Raw genomic sequence first — 21,081 nt, forward strand, 5'->3', positions numbered from 1 at the left:
TCCCGCTTATTCATCGCCGCGCGGTTTGGGCAGCAGCAGCGCCAGCAGGATGGCGCGACATTCGCCGTCGACCACGCCGTCGATCAGTTCGGGACGGAAACGACGCTGGAAAGCCACCACCGCCGCCTGCGGATCGGCAATGTCATAACCGAAGCGCTCAAGCGCCAGCATGAAGCCGCCGTCGGTCCAGTGCGGGTCCATCAGATTCTTGGTGGGCCGCGGCAGGGCCAGACGCAGGCGCGCAAGTTGCCCCCAAGGAAAAAGTTCGCCGGGATCCTGCTTGCGCGCGGGCGCGATGTCGCTGTGGCCCACGATGTTGCCGCGGGTGATGCGATGGCGCTGAACGATTTGATGGACCAGCGGGATCAGCGATCCCATCTGCGTTTCCGGGAAAGGCCGATAGCCCCATTCATGCCCCGGATTGACAATCTCTATGCCGATACTCGCAGAATTGACGTCATCAACGCCGCGCCAGTGCGATCGACCCGCGTGCCAAGCGCGCTTGGCTTCATCAACCATGCGGATGATCTGCCCGTCCTCCGTCACGACATAATGGGCCGATACTTTCGATTCGGAATTGGCCAGCCAATTGATGGCGCTCGCCGCATCGGGCATACCGGTATAGTGCAGCACCAACATGGAGATGGGCAGGCTGCGCTCGTCGAAATTGGGCGACGGCGTTTCGATCATCGGCATGTCGGTCATCGGAAAAGGCCAGTCACTTGCAGCTGCTCGATCATCGCACCCTTCCGGCGCGCCTCTTTGGCGCCCTGAACGCGACAATGACTTAGACCGGCCCGGCAATCAAGCAGGGTTAATATGAGCGAAGCCGCGTCAGCCCGTCCGGCGCATCGGCCCACCGGCGCAATTGGGCGTTAGCGCCTTGCGGGCATAGCCGCCGCGAAATTCGGGATGGGACAGGAAATCGTCGCCTTGCCCGATCACCGTCTCCCCCGCGCCCAGCAGCAGGACCGACCCGGCATGGCTGTGTCGGGCCAGCAGGCGCAACACGTCCCCGCGCCGTTCCGGCGTGAAGTAGAGCAAGACATTGCGGCACAGCAGCAAGTCATATTCGCCCGATGGCGCGCGCGGATCGAACAGATTGTCATGCCGAAAATCGATCATCCGGCGCAGATCGGGGCTGGCGCGCCAATCCTCGCCATGCGGTTCGAACCATTTGATGAGGTCGCCGACAGCCAGACCGCGTTGCACGTCCATCTGCGAAAAGATGCCGGCGCGCGCCTGTTCGATCGCGGCCGTGGAAATATCCGTCGCCAATATCTCGATGCGCCACCCCTGCCAGCGCGCCGTGTCGTTACGCAGGCGGATCGCCAGCGAATAAGCCTCCTGTCCGGTCGAGCAGCCCGCGCTCCAGATCCGCAATGTGCGATCCTGCCGATCCTCCTGGATACGCGGCAGGATCTGGCGATGGATCATGTCGAAAATCTGGAGGTCGCGGAAGAAGCTGCTTTCATTGTTGAGCAGCGCATTGACCACATCCTCGTCCAGGCGCGGGTCGCGCTTGCGCAACAGCATCGCGGCCAGATCGTCGATATCCTGCAACCCATGCGCGCGCAGAATCGGCCGCAGGGCGGTCTCCATCCGCCATGCCCGGCCTTCCGACAATATCTGGCCTGTTCGCGCCTCCAGAAGCCCGGAGAGTATCCGCGCGGCGCCCTGGAAAATGGCGGCTCCGGCTGGTGGCAACGGCATCAGGCGGTGACCTTCCCGCGACGCGCGACAAAATGCATCATCGCCAGCGGCTCCATGACTGCGCAGGTGAGCCCCGCTCCCGCGACCGATCCCGGCATACCCCATACGACGCTGCTCGCCTCGTCCTGGGCGACGATCCAGCCACCAGCCGCGACAATCTCGCGCGCGCCCAGCGTCCCATCGCGCCCCATGCCGGTCAGAACGATCCCGGCCGCACCGGCACCGTAAACCTCCGCCATGCTGGCGAACATCGGATCGACGCCGGGCAGGTTGCCGGTTGGCGTGCGTTCAGGATTGAGGATGATCATGGCTCGACCATGTAGGCCGCGCCGCAATTGGATATTCGCGTCGCCGGGCGCGACATAAACGATATCGGGCATCAGCAGATCGCCGGTTTCCGCGACCTTCACCCGCAGGCTGGTCATGCGCGACAGTTGCTGCGCGAAATAGACGGTGAAGCTGGCGGGGAGATGCTGAGTCAACAGCAACGGCACGCCCAGCGGCGCGGCCAATCCCTGAAACAGCTGGCCCAGGGCATGGATGCCGCCGGTCGATGCCCCAATGCCGATACAGGCAAGCGGCGCGGCGGCCGGGTTAATGGGCGGAGAACTGGTGAGACGCGGCAAGGGCGGAGCCACCGGTCGATCGCCAAACAACCGGTTCAACCGGTCGATCAATGCCTGGGGGAATTGTTCGCCAAAGCTGCCGCTGCCGGGCTTGGACACGATGTCGCTGGCGCCCAGCGCCAGCGCCTCGATCGCGGCGGCGCTGCCTTCCTCGCATTTGCCTGACAGGATCGCGACCTTCACGGCCGGATTGGCCCGCAGTATCTGCGGCAAGGCAGCCAAGCCGCTCTGGCCCGGCAATTCAATGTCGAGCAGCACCAGATCCACCGCATGTTCGGCCAGATAGCCCAGCGCATGTTCGGCGCTGTTCGTCTTGTGCACCACGCTATAGCTTGAATCGCCATTGAGAATGCGTTCGATGACCGTCCGCACAACTACCGAATCATCCACAACCAACGTGCGAACGGCATGTTGTTCACTGATGCGGCTGGATGGTATCGGCATGATCGCGTTCATCATGGGCTTTCTGCGCGGAAGGATCAGATGGAAATCGGGCACTCATGGGTCAGCGGGCAGGCGCCGCTAGATCACCCCGACGATCGCCAGCTTGCTTTCCAATGTCTCCCGATCGAACGGCTTCATGACATATTCGTCGGCGCCGGCCTCGACCGCCGCCTTGATATGGCTGATCCCGTTTTCCGTGGTGCAGAAGATGATCTTGGGTCGCGCCGCCATTTTGGCGGTGGAAAGCGCCTGCAGGAATTCCATCCCGCTCATGATTGGCATGTTCCAGTCGAGCAGCACCACATCGGGCGGAGAGGCTTCGCACTGGGTGAGCGCGTCCTGCCCGTCCACCGCCTCGCTGACCGTCAGGTCCAGGGATTCCAGAATATGACGGGCAACCTTGCGGATGACCTTTGAATCGTCGACGACCAGGCAATTCTTCATGAAGCGTCCCTTAGGTTTTTGCGTCCCGTTTCAGCGGGCTTAACCGGCAAAGCCAAGTATTTGGTAAACGAGCCGGGCATATTTTACGCCGCCTGCGCGAGCGCCCCGCCCTCGATGAACGCAGCCAGCGACACCAGGAGCCAGGGATGGCCATCATGTTCAACCAGGGCGCGGGCATAGGGCGCCCAGGCCGGATCGAGTTGACCGCGCAACGGCAGTTCCCCTTCCGGCACGCGACAGATATCGGACACGCCATCCACCATCAGGCCATAGCTGTGGCCGCTGATATTGGCGATGATGGCCAGGCCGCGCCGCGCCGCCGGCGTCGCCCGACCATGGATCAGCGCAGCGACATCGATGATAGTGAGCACCCGGCTCCGCAGCGCGGACAGGCCGGCCACATGCGCGCCCATGCCGGGGACGGGGGATATGTCGGTCAGGCGAACGACCGCCTCGACCTCGCCGGTTTCGACCGCAATTCGCGTGTCGGCCAGCGTCGCGAGAAGATAGAGCTGATCCATGGCCGCGTTCCTTATGCCCGCCGACCGGCGATCGCCGCCATCAGCGCATCTTGGTCATAGCGATAAATACTGCCGTCCTGTGGCCCGGTCGGACGAGGCGAGGCGCGCAGATGCACGACACGGCATCCCATGATTTCCGCCGCCTGCGCGGCGTCCGCTTCCGTACATAGCACCACGTCGTCAGGATCGACGGCGCAGTCGCCGGGCAGGCCCAAAACCACCTCATGCCCCGCCTGGCGCAGCAAGGGTGCCAATATCTCGCGCGTCCAGCCATCGCCACTGTCGGCCAGCACGCACCGTCCCCGCGCACGTTCGACCAGCGCTTCTTCGGGAAGTCCGGCGAAAAGCGCGAACGGATTGATGACTTCCAGATGCTCGCCATCGACCACGGCGACACCGCTCAACATACCATGCATCGCCACCATGTCGGGGACGGCCGGCATCTGGACGATGTCCAGTACGGCCGCCACCGGATAGCAAGCCTCTCGCCGATCGTCGCGTAAACGCAGCGCGGACACCTTGGCCCGATCGAACTGCGACAGGCCGTTGGCGACGGGCACCAATCGCTCGTCGAGCCGCACGAAGGCGCGGCCACCCGAGCGGCCAAACAGGCCCGCGTCGATATCTTCCACCCGTTCGATCAACGATAATTTTAATAGGCGGCGTTCGCCCGACAACTCCTCGAAACGCAGCGCCGCGACCATTTCGACGCCGGCTTGTGCGTCCGCTTCCTGACCCTGCTGCCGCGCCGCGCGATCATCGATAATGTTGGGCAGGCGCGCCGCATTGGCCAGACCCGCCGCGTCGAGCAACAGCATCGGCTTGCCATTGTCAGGCAGAGTCATGCCAGCATAGACCCCCGTAGCCATCACCAGCGGAGAAGCCGGGCGAATCACCAGTTCCTCATGATTGTCGACCGCCGATACGCCCATGGCGAAGGGCACGCCGGTTGCCGATCGCACCACCATGATGGCGCGCGGTCCCTGCTGCACCGGCTTTTCCATGCCCAGCACATCCTCCAGATCGACCATCGAATGACGGATCGCACGGATCGTCGCGATCTTCGCGCCGCCGACTTCGCTGATGTACAGCGTCTCATTATTGTCGTGCAGGATTTCGACCACGGCCGAACGCGGAATCGCAAAATGCTGGCCGCCGGCCCGGACGATGAGCCCCGGAATGATGGTCAGGGTCAACGGCACGCGCAGCGTGATGCACAGCCCCTGCCCCGGATGATTGTCGAGCGCGATAACCCCGCCGATACGCTCCACATTGGCGCGCACCACATCCATGCCGACGCCGCGGCCTGAAATCGCAGTCACCTGATTGGCGGTCGACAGGCCAGCCTGGAAAATGAGGTCGAGCCTGTCCTCTTCGGACAGACGCTTGGCCGCCTCCGGGGTCAACCGGCCTGCGGCGATCGCCTTGTCCACCAGACGCGCCGTATCGATGCCCGCCCCGTCGTCGGCGATCGCGATGACGATCTGGTTGCCCGACTGGCGCGCCTCCAGCCGCAATCGGCCAGCGTCCGGCTTGCCGGCGGCGCGGCGCTTTTCCGGCGTCTCGATGCCATGATCGATGCTGTTGCGCACGATATGAGTGAGCGGGTCGACGACCATCTCCACCATCTCGCGGTCCATTTCGACATCGCCGCCTTCCAACGTCAGGTCGATGCGCTTGCCAAGATCGCGGCCAAGATCGCGCACCATGCGCGGAATGGCGGCGAACAGGCGATCCACCCGCTGCATCCGCGTTTTGGATATCACATCGCGCATGTCGGCCACGCAGGTCGACAGGCGTTCGAACACATTGTCCAATTCAGGATCGGCGGATCGTTCGCGCAGCTTGCGCGACAATTCATTGCGCGCCAGCACCATGTCCGACACGCCGTTCATCAATTGATCGATCAGGCTGAGCGGCAGGCGGATCGTCCGCGGCCCCGATTGCACTCCGCCCTGGCGAGCCACCGCGACCGAGGCGGCCACCGCCTGGACCGCCGGTTCAGCGACATCGGCGGACGAAATGCTCAGAGCGCCGATCAGAAAATCGTCATTCTCGCTGGGCAGGGCCGCCCCGATGGCCACCGCCTCGGTCAGTTCGCCGATCCGGTCCATGATGCCCAGCACGGCGCTGACAGTCGCAGGGTCCGCCCCGCGCTTACCCGCGCGAATTTCGGACAGCACATCCTCGGCCGCGTGGCTCAATCGCTCGAAACGCGGCAGATTCAGGAAGCCGCAGCTGCCCTTTACCGTGTGGAAAAAGCGGAAAATGGCATCCAGCCGGTCCCGGTCCGATGGGTCGGCTTCCCAGGCGACCACTTCGCCTGCGAGAGCCTCCAGCGTTTCCTGGGTCTCGGATATGAATTCCTGAAGTAGTTCGTCCATTCCCAATCGGCCCCACGGATGCGCGCACGGGCACCATGGCGGGGCGTGGTTAAAGGGGCGTTAAAGGGGCAACGAAACGCGCAAGGATTACGCGCAAAAAGGGCGTCGCGCACAGACGCGACGCCCTTGTCGGCTCGGCTAGAGTGATTTCCAATCGGATGATACCATCTGACAACACGGAAATCGCAAAAATCCGATAATCTAGACCTGCTGCTTATTGCTGCTTTTCTACGGCATCCTCAGCCTTGTCGCCCGCTTCGCGGGTGGCGTCGGCCTTGTTCTCCAGCGCGTCGGCAGCATTTTCAGCCGCGCTTTCGGCATTGCCGGTCAGATTGTCGGCCATGGCTTCCATGTTGTCGGCCTGGTTGTCGAGTGCGTCCGCCTGATTCTCGTAAGCATTCTCGACCTTATTTTCCTTCGCGGAATCGCACGCGGCGAGCGCGACAAGGCTGGCAAGGCCAAGGACTGTGACGAAAGTTTTCACGGCGTGTTCTCCTGTTTGCGCCCCCAGGGGCTGACGTCATTCGGCACAGGTACAGATGGTGCGAAGCCACCTGAAACCCTGACGCCGATCAACCGGCCGCCGACGCGATGGTTCCCATAGACGCCTCGTTTCGTCGCAAAAACGATTATTTTTTAAGCGAATCTCGGATTTCGCGCAGCAACAGGACATCCTCCGGCGTCGGCGCGGGTGCGGCGGCTTCCGGCTCCGGCTTGGTCGTCAGCTTGTTCATCGCCTTGACCAGCAGGAAAATGATGAAAGCCAGGATGATGAAATTGACCAGCACGGTCAGGAACTGCCCCCAGCCGAACATCGCGACGCCCGCCGCTTTCAGGTCGGTATAGCTTTCGGGATTGCCCTTGAAGCCTGCGGGCAATTCGCCCAGCCGCACGAAATAGCCCGAAAAGTCGGCGCCGCCGAAGATATAGCCGACCACCGGCATGATGAGATCGTCGGTCAGCGACTTGGTGATGGTGGCGAAGGCGCCGCCGATAATCACACCGACGGCCAGATCCATCACATTGCCGCGGTTGATGAAGGTCTTGAATTCGGAAATCAGCCCCATCGGGAACTCCTTGCCTTATATATGATAATATCAGGATGGCCCGTTGCGCCGTTAAGGACAACGCCCTATTTCCACAAGCGAAACAAAAAGCCGAGGATGTTCCATGACGCTCCTGCGCCGCTTCTCTAAAATTCTGCTGCCGCTGTTCGGGGCGCTTGCCCTGTCCGCCTGCGGCATCAACAGCGTTCCCACCGCCGAAGAAGAGGCGAAGGCCAAATGGGCCGACGTCCAGGCGCAATATCAGCGCCGCGCCAATCTAACCGGCAATCTCGTCGCGACGGTGAAGGCGGCGGGCAAGCAGGAACAGGCGACGCTGACCGCCGTCACCGAAGCCCGCGCCAAGGCGTCGTCGGTGCAGGTGAGCGCCGACGATCTGTCCGACCCAGCCAAGGTCGCGCAATTCCAGGCGGCCCAAGCGCAGTTGAGCCAGGGATTGGGACGTCTGCTGGCCACGGTCGAGGCTTATCCTGAGTTGAAGACCAATGAGAATTTCCTGCAACTTCAGTCCCAGTTGGAAGGCACGGAAAACCGCATCGCCGTAGCCATTCGCGACTATAATGGCGCGGTGCAGGCCTATAATACCCGCATCCGCACCTTCCCCGACGCGATCGGCGCCAAGCTGATCCATGGCGCGAAGCCCATGACCCCGTTCCAGGCCACTACGCCGGGCGCGGAGGAGGCGCCGAAGGTCGACTTCGGCAACTGATCGGATGCTTCGCCGCCTGGTCCTGATCCTCACGCTGCTGGCGCTCGCGCCGGCGGCGTGGGCGCAGAGCTTTCCCACCTTCGATGACAAGGGCGTGGTCGATGCCGCGAACCTGCTCGACCCGGCGCAGGAACAGGCGCTCAGTCAGAAACTGATCGCGCAGAAGAAGGCGAGCGGCCGCTCGCTCGTCGTGGCGACGATTCCCGATCTTCAGGGCTATGACATAGCCGACTATGGCTATCGCCTGGGTCGCGCCTGGGGCATCGGCGACAAGGACAGCAACGGCGCGCTGCTGATCGTCGCGCCGGCCGAGCGCAAGATACGGATCGAGGTCGGCTATGGCCTGGAGGGCGTGCTGACCGACGCGCTGTCCTCGCAGATCGTTCGCAACGCCATCGCCCCGCGTTTCAAGGCTGGGGACATGCCGGGCGGTATCGATGCAGGGGTCGATCAGATCTCTGGCCTGCTGGCCCTGCCACCGGATCAGGCCAAGGCGCGCGCCGCCGCCGCCGAGGCGGATGCCCGAAAACAGGATGACGAGGGCGGCGCGATCATCGGCTTCTGGATCATATTGTTCATCATCTTCTTCGTCGCCCTTCCCCTCCTGTCGCGCGCTCGCGGCGGGAAGCGTTATGCTCGCGGCGGCGGAAGCGCGCCCATCATTCTCTGGGGGCCAAGTGCGGGCAATTCAGGCTGGGGATCAGGCGGTGGCTCCGGTTGGAGCGGCGGCGACGGCGGTGGCGGCTTTTCGGGCGGCGGCAGCTTCGGCGGCGGCGGCGCATCGGGGGACTGGTGATGCAGCTTCATTTGACTAAAGCCGACCATGACCTTGTTTCGGCCGCCGTGGCGAGCGCGGAAGCGCATACGTCGGGCGAAATCATGACCATCGTCGCGCGGCGATCCGACAGCTATCATGACGTCGGCCTGAGCTGGGCAGCAGCGACCATATTCATCGCGCTGGCGGTGATGGCCGCCTTCCCCGCGCCTCTACGCGCCTTCCTGTCCGCGCTGCTGCTCGACTGGGAACATGAACTGGCCGACTGGAAGCTGCTGACGGGGTTACTTGGCATCCTCACCCTCAAATTCCTGGTCGTGCGCTATCTGTTGGCGATCATGCCGCTCCGCATGGTCATGACCCCGCGCGCGACCAAGGCGCGGCGGGTGCGGCGGCGCGCCATCTTGCTGTTCCGCACCGCCGCCGAAGCGCGCACGCATGGGCGCACCGGCGTGCTTATATATCTGTCGCTCGATGAGCATCGCGCCGAAATCGTCGCCGATCGCGCGATCAACGAAAAGGTGTCGGGCGAAGCCTGGGGCGATGCGATGGCCGCGCTCATAGAGGCGATCCGCGCCGGTCATGCGGGCGAGGGTCTGGCCGAGGCGGTGCGGCAGGTCGGCGTCGTGCTTGCCGGCCACTTCCCGCGCGCCGATGACGACATCAACGAATTGCCCGACAGGCTGATCGAATTATGACCGACCCCGACCACAGCGCGCCCGAAGAAGTGATGTGGGCGGGGCGCTTCATCACTGCTAAGAGGCGCGGCAAGTGGGAATATGTCGGGCGGGCACGCGGCATTCACGCTGCCGTCATTCTGGCGATCGACGAGGCGGACGACGGCCCGCATGTCCTGCTGGTCGATCAATATCGCGTGCCTCTGGGTCGCCGTTGCATCGAATTGCCCGCCGGCCTGGTCGGCGATCATGAGGAAGGCGAAGAGGCCAGTATCGCGGCGGCGCGCGAATTGGAGGAGGAAACCGGCTTCCGCCCAGACCGTCTCGAATCGCTTGGGCAATATTACAGCTCCCCTGGGATGGTGTCGGAAAGCTTTACCCTGTTCCGCGCGCGCGGCCTGGAGAAGACCGGCGAAGGCGGCGGGGTGGACGGTGAAGGCATCCACGTCCATCGCGTGCAGATCGCCACCCTGCCAGACCAGATCGCCCTCTGGCGAGAACAGGGCTATGCGATGGATGTGAAACTGCTTTTGCTATTGGGCGCGGGCATGATCGCCTGACAGAGTCGCATGGGCCGCGGATCAGTGTCGGCGTCGCATCACGACACGCGATACCATCCGGCCACCCTGTCGAGCGCCAGCGTCAGAACCAGCTTGCCTGCCCGACTGGGCCAGCCGAGCGCTTTTTCGGCAGCAACCAGCCCCTCGCCCGCACAGGCGACACGCCACAATATGTCGGCCAGGCCAGGCCCGGCCGCCGCGATCGCACCGTGGAACCGTTCGCGCGCCGACAATTGCGCCAGAGTGGGATCGCCCGCCCCTCCCCCGCTATTTGCGCTGCGTGGCGCGGCATCCCAACGCATGGTGACCCGCGCACCCAATCCAGCCCTTTCCCAATCACGGCGCAGCATATCGCCGGCCAAATAGTGGCGCTCGCTCAACAACCCCCGCGCATGCAGCCAGGCGAGGGGCGATTCGCCGACATGCACCAGCACGGCCTGGGTTTGTCCTTCGGGGTCTTCGATCATCTGCTCGATATGGGTGGCGGCCATCTGCCTCTCCTGCCTGACGGGAATCGATACGGAAAGCCTTGCCATGTGGGATAGTTTGTAGGAAAGAGAAAACCAAATAGGTTCTATTTCGAGGTGCAGATGATTACCCGCATCCGCGAGGTCCGCAAGGCGAAGGCGCTTACGCTGGAACAGGTTGGCGCGCTGTGCGATCCACCGACCACCGCCCAGACGATCGGACGACTGGAAACAGGCACGCGCACCGTATCGGTCAAATGGCTCAACCGGATCGCGCTGGCATTGGGCGTCACGACCGCCGAACTGGTGGCGCTGCCGGGACAGGCCGACATAGCGGTCGCCGCCTTGCTCGGCCCCGACGGCGCGCGCGCGCCGACCCGGCCGCTCGCCTTTCCGTCCCCAATCGCCTCCGACGGAATGGTTGGGGTGCATGTCAGCGCCAGCATCGGCGATTATCGCAGCGGGGACGCGATCTGGTGCCGCCGCATCGCGCCAGAAGAGTTTTCCGCAGCACTCAATCGCGACATATTATTCCCCCGGCCAGCCGGCCGTTTCCTGTTCGGTCGGCTGATCGGCCGGGAAGGCGACCGCCTGCAACTTCTCCCGCTGGGTGCTGGCGCGCGCCAGTTGGTGCTGACCGATCCGCCATGGGCCGCGGTGGCGGTGCAACTCGTCCGACGCCTCTAGCCAAGGCGGCACGAGGCTGCTTAACCGTGCGCTAAACATTATTCTGCGAAAGAGAGGCCATGGCGCTCAACGTCCTCATGCTATCGACCCTCTTTCCCGACATCAGCCGGCCTAATTTTGGCGTGTTCGTGGAACGGCAGGCGCGCGAACTCGCCAGCCGCCCCGAAGCCGACGTCACCGTGATCGCGCCAGTCGGCCTGCCGCCCTGGCCGCTGTCGCTCGCGGCCCGCTATGCCCCCCTGCGCGCGCTACCGCGCAAGGAACGCTGGCGTGAACTCACGGTCTATCGGCCGACCTTCTCCATCATTCCCAAATTCGGCGGTCGCACCAATGTCGGCGCCATGACCCGCGCCATCCTGCCGCTGGTCAGGCGACTGCACGCGGAAAAGCCGTTCGATGTGATAGACGCCAGTTTCTTCTTCCCTGACGGTCCGGTGGCGCAGCGCCTGTCGAAAGCGCTCGGCATCCCCTATTCGGTCAAGGCCCGCGGTGCCGACATCCATTATTGGGGCACGCAAAGCGGCACCCGCAAGATGGTTCTGCAAGCGGCTGAAGGCGCGGCGGGCCTGCTCGCCGTGTCTGACGCGATGCGCCGGTCGATGGCCCGGATGGGGATCGATGCCGAAAAGATTCGCGTCCATTATACCGGCGTAGATCTCGATACGTTCGAAATGGGTGATCGGGATGCCGCCAAGGCTGCGCTGGATTTCAGCGGCCCGGTCCTGCTGTGCGTCGGTGCGCTGATCCCGCGCAAGGGGCAGGATTTGCTGGTGCGGGCGTTGCCCATGCTACCGGACGTGACCCTGTTGCTCGCTGGACAGGGCGCGTTCCGCCGCACGCTCGAAAACCTCGCGCAGGAATTGGGAGTCGAACGGCGCATCGGCTTCCTGGGATCGGTGCCGCATCACAAATTGCCCCGCATCTACACCGCCGCCGATGTGATGGTGCTGCCGTCCGAATCGGAGGGGCTGGCCAACGCCTGGGTTGAATCCCTCGCTTGCGGCACGCCGATCGTCATCACCGACGTCGGCGGCGCGCGCGAATTGCTGGACCGGGCCGAAGCGGGCCGGATCGTCGCGCGCGAACCCGAAGCGATCGCCGAAGCGGTTCGTGCGATACTGGACGCCCCGCCCGCCGCAAAAAATGTGCGCGAAGCGGCGCTGCGCTTCACCTGGACGGCCAATGGCGACACCTTGCTGGCCCATCTTCAGGCGATCGCCGCCCAGTTCTGATCCAACGGCCAGAGCAGGCGGGCGCGTCCGTCCGGGGTCGGAAAATGGCCACCGTCGAAAGGAACCTCGCCCCAGCGCCAAGGAGTCAACTCGTCATAGGCAGGATTGGAAATGGCCGCGTGGCGCTTGAGGTTGAGCAGCCAACGGCCGTCATTGCGATAGGCGGTCAGCCGCGCATGTTCGCGATAAATGTCGGCCGATCGCTCATAATGAAAAGCATCGCCCCACCCCATCGCCTGCGCCACCTTGGTCAATATCCACCAGTCGGGCCGCGCATCGCCAGGTAAAGGGAACAGGCGGCGCTGACGGCTGATCAGCCGATCGCTCCCGGTCGCAGTCCCGTCTTTTTCCATCCAGACCGCAGCCGGCAAGATGATGTCGAAATCCTCCACCCCATCCGGCCTGTCTACACTGCATATCGCCAGTGGAACGGCGGCGCGCGCCTCTCGCAGCCAGGACGTTGCTTGCGCATCCCCGCCGATGCTCCACAAGGCCTTGACCCGCCCGTCCCGCATGGCGTCCAGCAGCGCTGCCCCGTCCATCCCCGGTTCGTTCGCCATCGCACGCGCCCCCCAAAAGCGAGCGACATCGGCGCCATTATCACCTGTGAAGGGACGATGCGCCGCGAGACTTGCCGCCATGCAACTGACTTCCCTCCCGCCCATGCCGTTAGGACCGCCAGCCAGTGCGAATGGCGTCGATCCGGGGCGCCCGATCCGACCCGTGGCAAGATGCAGGTTTAGCGCGGCGGCCACCGCAGCAGCGCCGATATCATCCCCAAACAGCGTCACAAGTTGGTTGCTTGCAGCCATATCCTCAAAAAATGCGCGGATGGTAGCAGCCGCCAGGCCACAGGCGCGCGCAACCGACCAGATGTCCTGCCCCCGCGCCATATCGTTCCACAGGTCGGCGGGCAGCATAAGATGCTGGTCACTGAAATGCGGGTCGATCGCACCGGCATCCCGGCAATGGAGCAAGACGCCCGTCAAAAGCTGGCCCAGGCTTCCTGGATTGACCTGAAGGCGATGATCGGCTTCGAAACTTTCCGGACCATCTGCTTCGGTCAGCAGGATCAGACGCAGGCCCTTCTCCTCGCGCGCCGCCAGCGCCCGCTCCAGCAACACCGGATGATCCAGAGCCGTTTGCGTGCCCAACAGCAGAAGGGTATCGGCGCGGCCAATGTCTTCGATGGCGGCGGGCATCACATCTTCGCCAAAAGCCGTGCGTTGCACCTGTGCAAGGCCAGCAGCGTTCAGCCAAGGCGTGTGGATATGCGATGATCCCAAGAAGCCCTTCATCATCTTGTTGGCGACGTAATAATCCTCGGTCAGCAAGCTGCCCGATACATGAAGTGCGACGCTGCCAGGTCCATGCCGGTCAAGGACGGCGCCCAGACGCCGGGCGGCAAGCGCAATCGCACGATCCCAGCCGACCCGGCGCCCTTCGACCATGGGGTGGAGCAGGCGGCCATCAAGCGCAGCGGAACTGCCCAAAGCCTGTCCACGCACGCATAGCCTGCCGCCATTGGCGGGGTGCATGCGGTCGCCCTCGATCAGCACGTCCCGATCATTGCCAGTGATGGCGCGAACGCCACAGCCCAAGGCGCACTGACCGCATAGGCTCCTTATGATCGCCATGTCAGGAAGACGTTACCGGAAAGCGGCAGGGAAAGGCGAAACGCGCCATCATGGTTTCCGCCTAGCCGATCGCCTCGCCGAACAAAAGCATCTACGCGACCAGTCGATCGGTTGCGTCCGTCATCTGCTGGATGCAGACAGGAGCCATGACATTTCTGCTCCTGCGCCTTGCCGCCATCTTGTCCTTGCTGACCCCGCCCCTGGCCCACGCCGCTGCCGGCGACCGAGGGCCGCTGGTCCTGGCCGCCGCCAGCATGCAGGAGGCGATGACCGCCGCCGCAGAAAGTTGGGCTGCGCGCGGCCACGCCAAACCGATTCTCTCCTTCGCCGGATCATCCACCCTCGCCCGCCAGATCAAGGCAGGTGCGCCGGCCGACCTGTTCCTGTCCGCCGATGAGGAGTGGATGACCGACGTGGAGCGCGCCGGCTTTGTGGTGCGAGATACGCGCGCCAACTTGGCGGGCAATCGACTGGTGCTCATCGCTCCGGCCGATCGCCCCATCAGGTTGCGGATCGCCAAAGGCATGCCGATCGCGCCTATCCTGGGTCGCGAGCGTCTCGCCATGGCCAACCCGGACAGCGTACCGGCCGGGAAATACGGCAAAGCTGCGCTCGTCACGCTGGGCGTCTGGCCGTCGGTCGCGGGAAAATTGGCGCGGGGCGACAATGTTCGCGCCGCACTGGCGCTAGTGGAGCGCGACGAAACACCGCTGGGCATCGTCTATGCCACCGATGCGCGCGCCTCTGCGGCGGTTCGCATTGTCGGCGTCTTTCCCTCCGGCAGTCATCCGCCGATCCGCTACCCAGTCGCTCGGCTCAAGAGCAGCCGCCACCGCGACGCCGAAGCCTTCCGACGCTTCCTGCTGTCAGGAACCGGAAGGGCGATCCTCGCCCGCTACGGCTTCTCCGCCCCCTGACGCCCTATTTCTGACAAGCAACGATCGCCGCGATCACCGCCAGCGTCTCCTGCGGATCGCGCACTCGCACCGTGTCCAGCCCCAGTTGCTTGGCCGGATAATCATTGCCGCCCGGAAAGATGGCGTCGCCGATGAACATCATCGCATCCAGCGCAATGCCGCTCGCATCGCGCAATTTCTTCAGGCCATAGGCCTTGTCCACGCCCTCGCGCGTGATGTCGATCGACGTGGCGCCACCCATGTTGATCGAGAGGCCCGGCAGGCGCTGGCGCAGGTCCGCCTGGATGATCCGGCGCTTGGCGAAATCGGGATCCCAACCCTCCTTGGCGTGGATCGGCGCCTGCTGGCCCAGCGCGGAAAAGGTGATCTGACTCCCCCGATCCTCAATCCGTTCGCCCCATGTCTGTTCTGGCACGAAGCCGGTTGCCTCCAGCGATGCGTCGAAGGCGGTCAGGATCGACGCTTTCTGCGCCGCATCGAACAGTTCGGCATAAACCGGCGACCAGCCTTCATCACCGTAAGTGTATAGCTTCGTACCGGTTGTGGGCATCAACCACAGCCGCGACCGGTCGGCCCGCTCAGGCAAGCGGCTTGCAACCTGCTTTTCGAATTGCGGCCAGTCGCCGCCGGAAATCACCGCCACATGCGCAACGCCAAGCAGGTCCGCCAGCGCATCGCCCATTGACTCGCCCAATGGCTGCTTACTTTCTGCAAGGGTGCCATCCAGATCGAATGCGACGAGTTCCTTCATTCCATAAGCTCCGATGTTGGGGTTAGAGAGATGCGGCCGTGATTCTGGACCTGCCATAGCGGCACCCCTAGATTCTTAATCTACAATCTGTTTGCGGTGTATTTGTCAAATGGCTTCATTATGGATCGCATAAGGTTCACACGTAATTCGACTATAAAGGTGGTTTGACGGAATCATGACATGGGGCTTTTCCGCCGATGAATGGGTCATCGTTGGCCTGTCGCTAAAGATCGGTCTTGTCGCTATGCTGGCGATGTTGGCGCCTGCCTTCGCGCTGGCGTGGTTGCTCGCGCGCGGGCGCTTTCCTGGTAAACTGCTGCTCGACACGCTGGTCCATTTGCCGCTGGTGGTGCCGCCTGTGGTTACGGGCTGGCTGCTGCTGCTGCTGTTTGGGACGCGGGGGCCGATCGGCGGCTGGCTGGCAAACTGGTTTGACATTACATTGTTGTTTCGCTGGACCGGCGCTGCGCTGGCCGCCGCGATTATGGCGCTGCCACTTATGGTGCGGGCGATGCGCCTCTCGATCACCGCAATAGACAGGCGACTGGAGCAGGCAGCAGAAACATTGGGCGCATCGCGACTGCGCATCTTCTACACAATATCATTGCCCCTCGCTCTGCCCGGTATATTTGCGGGTGCAATGTTGGGGTTCGCGCGATCAATCGGAGAGTTTGGTGCCACTATCACTTTCGCTTCCGACATTCCTGGTGAAACGCGGACGCTGCCAATCGCGATCTATTCGGCGTTGAATAGCGCTAATGGCGAAGCGACTGTCATGCGATTGGCACTCTTATCGATCGCCTTATCCTTCGCCGCGCTGATCCTGTCTGAATATCTTGCGCGACGAATCCTGGTGTCGGATCATGACCATGGCGTTTGACGTCGATGTTCGCCTGCGGCGCGGCGAGAAGGTCATTGCATGCGCATTTCGCTCGGACAGTGGAATTGTTGCCCTGTTTGGCCCGTCCGGTGCAGGCAAAACATCCGTACTCGACATGCTTGCGGGCCTCGTACGCCCGGAGACGGGACATGTCGCCATCGCCGGCCGAACCCTGTTCGACGCCTCAGTCGGGATCGATCTGGCACCCGCAGTCCGTCACTGCGGTTATGTTTTCCAGCGACCACGGCTTTTCCCTCATATGCGGGTCCGCGCCAATCTGCGCTACGGTCGCCCAAGGGGAGACCCCGAAGGGGGACCCCACGGCCTGTCGCAACATGCGTTGATCGACCTGCTAGGAATTGGCGGATTGTTGGACCGCTGGCCTTGGTCGCTGTCAGGCGGGGAGGCACAACGAGTGGCTATCGGCAGGGCGCTGCTATCAAACCCCCATTATCTGCTGCTGGATGAACCCATATCCTCGCTCGACCACACTCGACGCCAGGACATATTGGACATGATTGCGCGGCTCCATGCGTTCACCGCAATCCCTGTCGTCTATGTCAGTCACGACCAGCGCGAACTGGATTATTTAGGCGGCACGGTGATCACCTTAAGCTGATACATCAGCGACGCAGCAGTAACAGCCATTCCTGGTCCGGGGCACGGGCCAGCAAGCCCTCCCGATCCAGTGACACCACGCCATGCAAAGGGTCAATATAGGAGAGTTCAAATCCCGCGGCGAGGATCGAATCCAAGAATTGGCCAGGATTAGCATAGCGAAAGCTGCACCATTCCAGCACGATGATGCGCAGAACATTGCCTGCGATTTGTGCCGCCATGCCTTCCCATATACGCTCCTCGCTGCCCTCAGCATCTATCTTGACTACCGCCACCTGATGTGCGCGAGGATGCTCGTCGAAACGGCGCGTGACATGCGGGATGGCTACGCTGAAGTCGCTATTCTCTTCATCGCCAACAAAGGCGCCACCGGCCAACTCAGGATTATAAAGGAGCGTTACAGGCAGACCGCTGACTGCCCCCAATGGATTTTGCTCGATCGAAGCCCATTTCTCCATGCCATTGGAACATAGGCTGCGTTGCAGCAAGGCCGCAGCATGGGGATTAGGCTCGAAGGCCAGCACATGCCCTTTCGGCCCGACGAGATCGGCCATAATGAGCGTGAAATAGCCAAAATTGGCGCCGATATCGGCCACCACCATGCCAGGTTTCACTATCCGCATAATTTCTTCGGTAAGCCATATCTCCCAATAGCCGTCCATCATCAAATGTACCGCAAGCGAATAATCGCCAGGATCGACGTACATCTTGTAACGTCCCAGCACCTGAGTCACGGCCATGTCGCTGCGGATGACCACAGTGCGGCACCGGGCGCGTATCTCCTCCTGATTACGCGACCGATCGCGCCGCTCAAAATCGGCCAAAGGAATACGGCGACCGGGATGATCGGGAACCAACCTCCGCCGCAGATGCTTGAACAGAACCTTCTCCTTCTCGTTATGACTTATGTTCGCGGGCCACGGGCCCGATGGTCACACAGTTGCAATCAGGACTGAGGCATCGTCGTCCGCGGTAACCGCCACATCACCTTCAACCAGCCAACATTCATGCGCGCGCCAAGCCCGGCCGTCGATCGTTCCAGATCCTGACAACGGAATGAACCAACCCTGTTCGACTGACAGCGATTGCGTATGGCCCGCCATCCAGCAGCACATATCGAGTGCGAATGGCGCTGCACCCCGGTCGAGTAACGCACTGTCCAGATTGGTAGGAATGACCCGCTCTGGCATCGGATAGGGCCGTGCGTCGGACACCGCAACACCAGCGTCCAGATGCAATTCACGGGGACGCCCATAATCGAACAGACGATAGGTTACGTCATTGTTCATTTGCACTTCGACCAGCGTCACGCCCGCACCAATCGCATGAACGGTGCCGGCGGGGATATAAAAGAAGCTGCCTGGCTGGACCGGTTTCCAGTCCATCAGTTCTTCCAGCGTTCCGTCCAGCGCCGAAGCGCGCAACACATCATCGTCCAGCGGACGAGTGGTGCCGATACCCAATGTCGCACCCGGTTGCGCATCGAGAATATACCAACATTCCGATTTTCCGCCAGGCAAGCCGACCCCTCGTGCCTGCTCATCCGTGGGATGGACCTGTATCGACAGTTTCTCGCTAGTGAAGATATATTTGACAAGCAGCGGCGGATGCCGACCATCGGGGCCATCGAACCAGATTTCGCCGACCTGTTCCTGCGATGGATTCGGGAAAGCGCCGATTTCGGTTCGTCCCCAGGGCTTTACAACCCGTTTTGTTTCGAGACATACCGCACTCACAGCTTTCTCCATCCTCCTGCACCCCGTCCTATGACGTGCCTCATCAACGCGCTATCGGTTCACGATTGAACGCCAGTTGCTTCAAGCCGCCAATGGCTATCGCTTCGATGAAATTCGCTCGCGCAATCAGATCATCGGCATGGCAGAAATAGAAACCACCTACTCCAACAGCAATAGTTCGCGGATCAGCGCCATCTGTCAATGCATTGAGATCGATCGGGTTCACCGATTTGAACCGGATGTGGAAACCTTCTGTTGGTGCAATGTCTGGAATGTCGATTGCCACCCATCGAAACTCGCTGGGGTCGAGCGTGCCTTCTACAAAAACGCCGACAGTCGGCGCGGAAATCTCATATTTGGTCGGCTCGCCTCCCGGCGCGTGGAGTTGAACAAAACCCCGGACCGGCCCTTTCTGATCGACAAAACGCAGCGCGAGATCGCCACCACCGGTCTTGGTCCAGCAACCCCAATCCTCTAGCCACCACCAGCCGGCACCGCTGCGAAAGATTTCGGCCGTACCGGACCCCTTCCAGATACGCTGCTCCCGACTGCGTCCGATAGGATAGTGCGCACCGAACTGAATCGGCTGGAACCTTTCGACCACCTCGCCAGCTTCGTTTGTGGGGGTTGGCGTCCGCGCGACGAATGCCTCAATCTCGTGCCCGATTTGGTTAGCAATATCCTGCCATTTGCGCGGACGGAAACCCGCCTTTATCTTGTCTTCCAATCCTGCGCGATAGGCATCGTCAAAGATCAATGCTTCGGCCTTCTCAATCAAATCCGCAAGGGAACCCGATTCAAAATAGACGCCAAACTCCCCCCCCGCTTCTGGCAGCGAAGAATTATCGGCCAGCAGCGGCACCTTACCATAACATAGTGATTCAGTCGCGGGCAGTCCCCAGCCTTCATAATGGCTAGGGTACAGAGTGAAGCGACAGCTATTATATAGCAGCCCCAATTCTTCGTCGGACAAACCCGAAAGCATTACGACACATGAACGAAGCAGCGGCGACTGCTGTATCTGTGCATAGATCGCATCGTTGAGCCATCCTGGCTTGCCGACGCAGACTAGCTTAGGAACGCGACGCACACCATATTTCTCTATCAACGCCAACCAGGCATCGAAAGCGGCCGCATGATTTTTACGCACTTCGATCGTCGAAACCATTAAGGCGAAATCATTCGGCGCCAATTGCCAATCGCGCAGCTTGCGAACGGACGGTAATTCTTGATTGGCATCCCTGAACTGCGCGTCCAGCGGTATGACAGCCACATCGTCGTCATTAACCTCGTATCCCAACGTCTTGGCGACCTTGAGCAGGTCGCCTTTGGTGGCGCGAGAATTCACGAGGAAGAAATCTGCATGCAGAAATACGCCGGACACCCACTCGATAAACTCTTGGGTTAGCTCTTTCACGCAATATTGGGGAGTCACGATCGGAATAAGATCATGAACAAAAGGAATATAACGAACCCCGTAGAGGCGCTTTGCTTCTCTAACGAAAAGAAAATAGTCTCTGAGCCACCAAGAGGTGCCCAAATTAACCAGAAATGCACCGATCTTGAACTTGAGCGGAGACGCAAGACTGATGTCGATCTTCAACTCTGTATAAGCATCGAGCCACAACGGATCGGTGCGATCGCCACTCTCCAGCGCAAGACTGCAAAGCGTCAAAAATCCTTCGGTCGACACCTGCGACCAACTGCTATCCTGGTCGGAAAAGCAACAGACCTTGACACTGCCCGCAGGACGATTGCGGATCGAGTCCGTAATAGTAGCGATCTGAACACGTTGAATGCCCGTCGGCAAACGATTATGCGCAAAATATTCAATTAGATCGGACGCATCGAAGACAATCTCGTCACCGTCCCATTCAGCAAGCTGTCCTGATGTTTCCAACTTGCCATTCAAACGCTTCCGCGCCTCGCGCAGCGCTTCGACTTGCTCGCTACCCAATTCCAAATCGTCGACACGCTCCAGCAAAGCGTCAAGAGTGACGACATCGTTGGGCCGGTCCATGGACAATTTTTGCGTAGGCAATGACCTTCGCGTACCTTGCAACATGCCAGCCAAAGCTTGCCTGTCCATTTTGGTTCTCCGTTCCAGCGAGTTTAGAGCCCGATCCGAAAGTTGTTGAGCAATACCAGCATGTTGTGATTCAGCCGTCTTTGCGACAAGATGGAGTGAATGGTGGCATGGACTGGTATTGCCCGGCGAGAGCATAGTCGGGAAGGTTTG

At 61.7% G+C, this 21,081-nt stretch carries 23 protein-coding genes; 9 read left to right on the forward strand and 14 right to left on the reverse strand.

From position 1 onward, the window contains the following. Positions 1-6: 6 nt before the first annotated feature. The 8 genes from EWH12_RS10360 to mscL all read right to left on the reverse strand — a co-directional run bounded on the left by EWH12_RS10360 (position 7) and on the right by mscL (position 7,199). Positions 7-705, reverse strand: coding sequence for an N-acetylmuramoyl-L-alanine amidase (locus EWH12_RS10360; RefSeq protein WP_129926510.1), 699 nt, complete (start codon positions 703-705; stop codon positions 7-9). Positions 706-834: 129 nt separating this feature from the next. Then, complete coding sequence (locus tag EWH12_RS10365; protein WP_066600478.1) at positions 835-1,713, reverse strand: CheR family methyltransferase; 879 nt, start codon at positions 1,711-1,713, stop codon at positions 835-837. Next, the gene (locus EWH12_RS10370; protein ID WP_129926521.1) at positions 1,713-2,795 is read right to left on the reverse strand and encodes a chemotaxis protein CheB; all 1,083 of its coding nucleotides are present in this window, start codon (positions 2,793-2,795) and stop codon (positions 1,713-1,715) included. The genes EWH12_RS10365 and EWH12_RS10370 overlap by 1 nt, the downstream gene beginning before the upstream one ends. Before the next feature lie 66 nt (positions 2,796-2,861). Further along, positions 2,862-3,227 (reverse strand): response regulator, encoded by a 366-nt coding sequence (locus EWH12_RS10375; RefSeq protein WP_066600476.1) that lies wholly within the window; start codon positions 3,225-3,227, stop codon positions 2,862-2,864. Between the two features lie 83 nt (positions 3,228-3,310). Further along, positions 3,311-3,748: a chemotaxis protein CheW gene (locus EWH12_RS10380; RefSeq protein ID WP_066600474.1), complete on the reverse strand. Its 438-nt coding sequence runs from the start codon at positions 3,746-3,748 to the stop codon at positions 3,311-3,313. Between the two features lie 11 nt (positions 3,749-3,759). After that, the gene (locus EWH12_RS10385; protein ID WP_066600472.1) at positions 3,760-6,132 is read right to left on the reverse strand and encodes a chemotaxis protein CheA; all 2,373 of its coding nucleotides are present in this window, start codon (positions 6,130-6,132) and stop codon (positions 3,760-3,762) included. 214 nt (positions 6,133-6,346) lie between these two features. Next, entirely contained in the window at positions 6,347-6,616 is a 270-nt protein-coding gene (locus EWH12_RS10390) for a hypothetical protein (RefSeq protein WP_066600470.1), read from the reverse strand. A gap of 145 nt (positions 6,617-6,761) precedes the next feature. Beyond that, positions 6,762-7,199, reverse strand: a complete 438-nt coding sequence (gene mscL, locus EWH12_RS10395) for a large conductance mechanosensitive channel protein MscL (RefSeq protein ID WP_066600467.1) — start codon at positions 7,197-7,199, stop codon at positions 6,762-6,764. 103 nt (positions 7,200-7,302) lie between these two features. On the opposite strand from mscL, the gene EWH12_RS10400 reads away from it, so the two are divergent. From EWH12_RS10400 to EWH12_RS10415, 4 genes are read left to right on the forward strand one after another with little or no spacing between them, the layout of a single operon-like run. Beyond that, a complete protein-coding gene (locus EWH12_RS10400; protein WP_066600465.1) occupies positions 7,303-7,905 on the forward strand; it encodes a LemA family protein in 603 nt (200 codons plus the stop codon). Between the two features lie 4 nt (positions 7,906-7,909). Beyond that, the gene (locus EWH12_RS10405; protein ID WP_066600463.1) at positions 7,910-8,701 is read left to right on the forward strand and encodes a TPM domain-containing protein; all 792 of its coding nucleotides are present in this window, start codon (positions 7,910-7,912) and stop codon (positions 8,699-8,701) included. Continuing rightward, positions 8,701-9,378, forward strand: coding sequence for a TPM domain-containing protein (locus EWH12_RS10410; RefSeq protein WP_066600461.1), 678 nt, complete (start codon positions 8,701-8,703; stop codon positions 9,376-9,378). The genes EWH12_RS10405 and EWH12_RS10410 overlap by 1 nt, the downstream gene beginning before the upstream one ends. Next, positions 9,375-9,917 (forward strand): NUDIX hydrolase, encoded by a 543-nt coding sequence (locus EWH12_RS10415; RefSeq protein WP_129926511.1) that lies wholly within the window; start codon positions 9,375-9,377, stop codon positions 9,915-9,917. The genes EWH12_RS10410 and EWH12_RS10415 overlap by 4 nt, the downstream gene beginning before the upstream one ends. Positions 9,918-9,955: 38 nt before the next feature. On the opposite strand, the gene EWH12_RS10420 is transcribed toward EWH12_RS10415, so the two are convergent. Continuing rightward, entirely contained in the window at positions 9,956-10,408 is a 453-nt protein-coding gene (locus EWH12_RS10420; protein WP_066600456.1) for a DUF6456 domain-containing protein, read from the reverse strand. Between the two features lie 99 nt (positions 10,409-10,507). Between EWH12_RS10420 and EWH12_RS10425 the strand changes: the two genes are divergently transcribed. Beyond that, entirely contained in the window at positions 10,508-11,071 is a 564-nt protein-coding gene (locus EWH12_RS10425; protein ID WP_066600454.1) for a helix-turn-helix domain-containing protein, read from the forward strand. Between the two features lie 59 nt (positions 11,072-11,130). Beyond that, the gene (locus EWH12_RS10430) at positions 11,131-12,303 is read left to right on the forward strand and encodes a glycosyltransferase (RefSeq protein ID WP_066600451.1); all 1,173 of its coding nucleotides are present in this window, start codon (positions 11,131-11,133) and stop codon (positions 12,301-12,303) included. Here EWH12_RS10430 and EWH12_RS10435 read toward each other — a convergent pair. Then, positions 12,279-13,940: a molybdopterin oxidoreductase family protein gene (locus tag EWH12_RS10435; RefSeq protein WP_129926512.1), complete on the reverse strand. Its 1,662-nt coding sequence runs from the start codon at positions 13,938-13,940 to the stop codon at positions 12,279-12,281. The genes EWH12_RS10430 and EWH12_RS10435 overlap by 25 nt on opposite strands. Before the next feature lie 146 nt (positions 13,941-14,086). Between EWH12_RS10435 and modA the strand changes: the two genes are divergently transcribed. Continuing rightward, the gene (modA, locus tag EWH12_RS10440) at positions 14,087-14,857 is read left to right on the forward strand and encodes a molybdate ABC transporter substrate-binding protein (RefSeq protein ID WP_207212386.1); all 771 of its coding nucleotides are present in this window, start codon (positions 14,087-14,089) and stop codon (positions 14,855-14,857) included. A gap of 4 nt (positions 14,858-14,861) precedes the next feature. Here modA and EWH12_RS10445 read toward each other — a convergent pair whose 3' ends face one another. Further along, positions 14,862-15,608: an HAD-IIB family hydrolase gene (locus tag EWH12_RS10445; protein WP_129926514.1), complete on the reverse strand. Its 747-nt coding sequence runs from the start codon at positions 15,606-15,608 to the stop codon at positions 14,862-14,864. A 175-nt stretch (positions 15,609-15,783) separates the two neighbouring features. Between EWH12_RS10445 and modB the strand changes: the two genes are divergently transcribed. Next, a complete protein-coding gene (gene modB / locus EWH12_RS10450) occupies positions 15,784-16,488 on the forward strand; it encodes a molybdate ABC transporter permease subunit (protein WP_129926515.1) in 705 nt (234 codons plus the stop codon). Beyond that, positions 16,478-17,107, forward strand: coding sequence for an ATP-binding cassette domain-containing protein (locus EWH12_RS10455; protein ID WP_129926522.1), 630 nt, complete (start codon positions 16,478-16,480; stop codon positions 17,105-17,107). Before modB ends, EWH12_RS10455 begins: the two co-directional genes overlap by 11 nt. A gap of 4 nt (positions 17,108-17,111) precedes the next feature. Here the strand turns inward: EWH12_RS10455 and EWH12_RS10460 are convergent, their stop codons facing one another. The 3 genes from EWH12_RS10460 to EWH12_RS10470 all read right to left on the reverse strand — a co-directional run. Then, positions 17,112-17,963: an FkbM family methyltransferase gene (locus EWH12_RS10460; RefSeq protein ID WP_129926516.1), complete on the reverse strand. Its 852-nt coding sequence runs from the start codon at positions 17,961-17,963 to the stop codon at positions 17,112-17,114. Between the two features lie 75 nt (positions 17,964-18,038). Further along, the gene (locus tag EWH12_RS10465; protein WP_422917724.1) at positions 18,039-18,842 is read right to left on the reverse strand and encodes a class I mannose-6-phosphate isomerase; all 804 of its coding nucleotides are present in this window, start codon (positions 18,840-18,842) and stop codon (positions 18,039-18,041) included. A 43-nt stretch (positions 18,843-18,885) separates the two neighbouring features. Then, positions 18,886-21,081: glycosyltransferase family 4 protein (locus tag EWH12_RS10470; RefSeq protein WP_129926518.1), on the reverse strand; the 2,196-nt coding region annotated here is incomplete at its 5' end.

The sequence above is a fragment of the Sphingobium cupriresistens genome, assembly GCF_004152865.1.
GTDB classification, from domain to species: domain Bacteria; phylum Pseudomonadota; class Alphaproteobacteria; order Sphingomonadales; family Sphingomonadaceae; genus Sphingobium; species Sphingobium cupriresistens.

Coding starts and splice junctions, on each gene's coding strand:
- EWH12_RS10435 (WP_129926512.1), bottom strand. CDS start 13,940: ATGGCGATCATAAGGAGCCTATGCGGTCAGTGCGCCTTGGGCTGTGGC.
- EWH12_RS10410 (WP_066600461.1), top strand. CDS start 8,701: ATGCAGCTTCATTTGACTAAAGCCGACCATGACCTTGTTTCGGCCGCC.
- EWH12_RS10360 (WP_129926510.1), bottom strand. CDS start 705: ATGACCGACATGCCGATGATCGAAACGCCGTCGCCCAATTTCGACGAG.
- EWH12_RS10385 (WP_066600472.1), bottom strand. CDS start 6,132: ATGGACGAACTACTTCAGGAATTCATATCCGAGACCCAGGAAACGCTG.
- mscL (WP_066600467.1), bottom strand. CDS start 7,199: ATGGGGCTGATTTCCGAATTCAAGACCTTCATCAACCGCGGCAATGTG.
- EWH12_RS10430 (WP_066600451.1), top strand. CDS start 11,131: ATGGCGCTCAACGTCCTCATGCTATCGACCCTCTTTCCCGACATCAGC.
- EWH12_RS10405 (WP_066600463.1), top strand. CDS start 7,910: ATGCTTCGCCGCCTGGTCCTGATCCTCACGCTGCTGGCGCTCGCGCCG.
- EWH12_RS10445 (WP_129926514.1), bottom strand. CDS start 15,608: ATGAAGGAACTCGTCGCATTCGATCTGGATGGCACCCTTGCAGAAAGT.
- EWH12_RS10370 (WP_129926521.1), bottom strand. CDS start 2,795: ATGAACGCGATCATGCCGATACCATCCAGCCGCATCAGTGAACAACAT.
- EWH12_RS10415 (WP_129926511.1), top strand. CDS start 9,375: ATGACCGACCCCGACCACAGCGCGCCCGAAGAAGTGATGTGGGCGGGG.
- modA (WP_207212386.1), top strand. CDS start 14,087: ATGACATTTCTGCTCCTGCGCCTTGCCGCCATCTTGTCCTTGCTGACC.
- EWH12_RS10400 (WP_066600465.1), top strand. CDS start 7,303: ATGACGCTCCTGCGCCGCTTCTCTAAAATTCTGCTGCCGCTGTTCGGG.
- modB (WP_129926515.1), top strand. CDS start 15,784: ATGACATGGGGCTTTTCCGCCGATGAATGGGTCATCGTTGGCCTGTCG.
- EWH12_RS10425 (WP_066600454.1), top strand. CDS start 10,508: ATGATTACCCGCATCCGCGAGGTCCGCAAGGCGAAGGCGCTTACGCTG.
- EWH12_RS10365 (WP_066600478.1), bottom strand. CDS start 1,713: ATGCCGTTGCCACCAGCCGGAGCCGCCATTTTCCAGGGCGCCGCGCGG.
- EWH12_RS10380 (WP_066600474.1), bottom strand. CDS start 3,748: ATGGATCAGCTCTATCTTCTCGCGACGCTGGCCGACACGCGAATTGCG.
- EWH12_RS10420 (WP_066600456.1), bottom strand. CDS start 10,408: ATGGCCGCCACCCATATCGAGCAGATGATCGAAGACCCCGAAGGACAA.
- EWH12_RS10455 (WP_129926522.1), top strand. CDS start 16,478: ATGGCGTTTGACGTCGATGTTCGCCTGCGGCGCGGCGAGAAGGTCATT.
- EWH12_RS10375 (WP_066600476.1), bottom strand. CDS start 3,227: ATGAAGAATTGCCTGGTCGTCGACGATTCAAAGGTCATCCGCAAGGTT.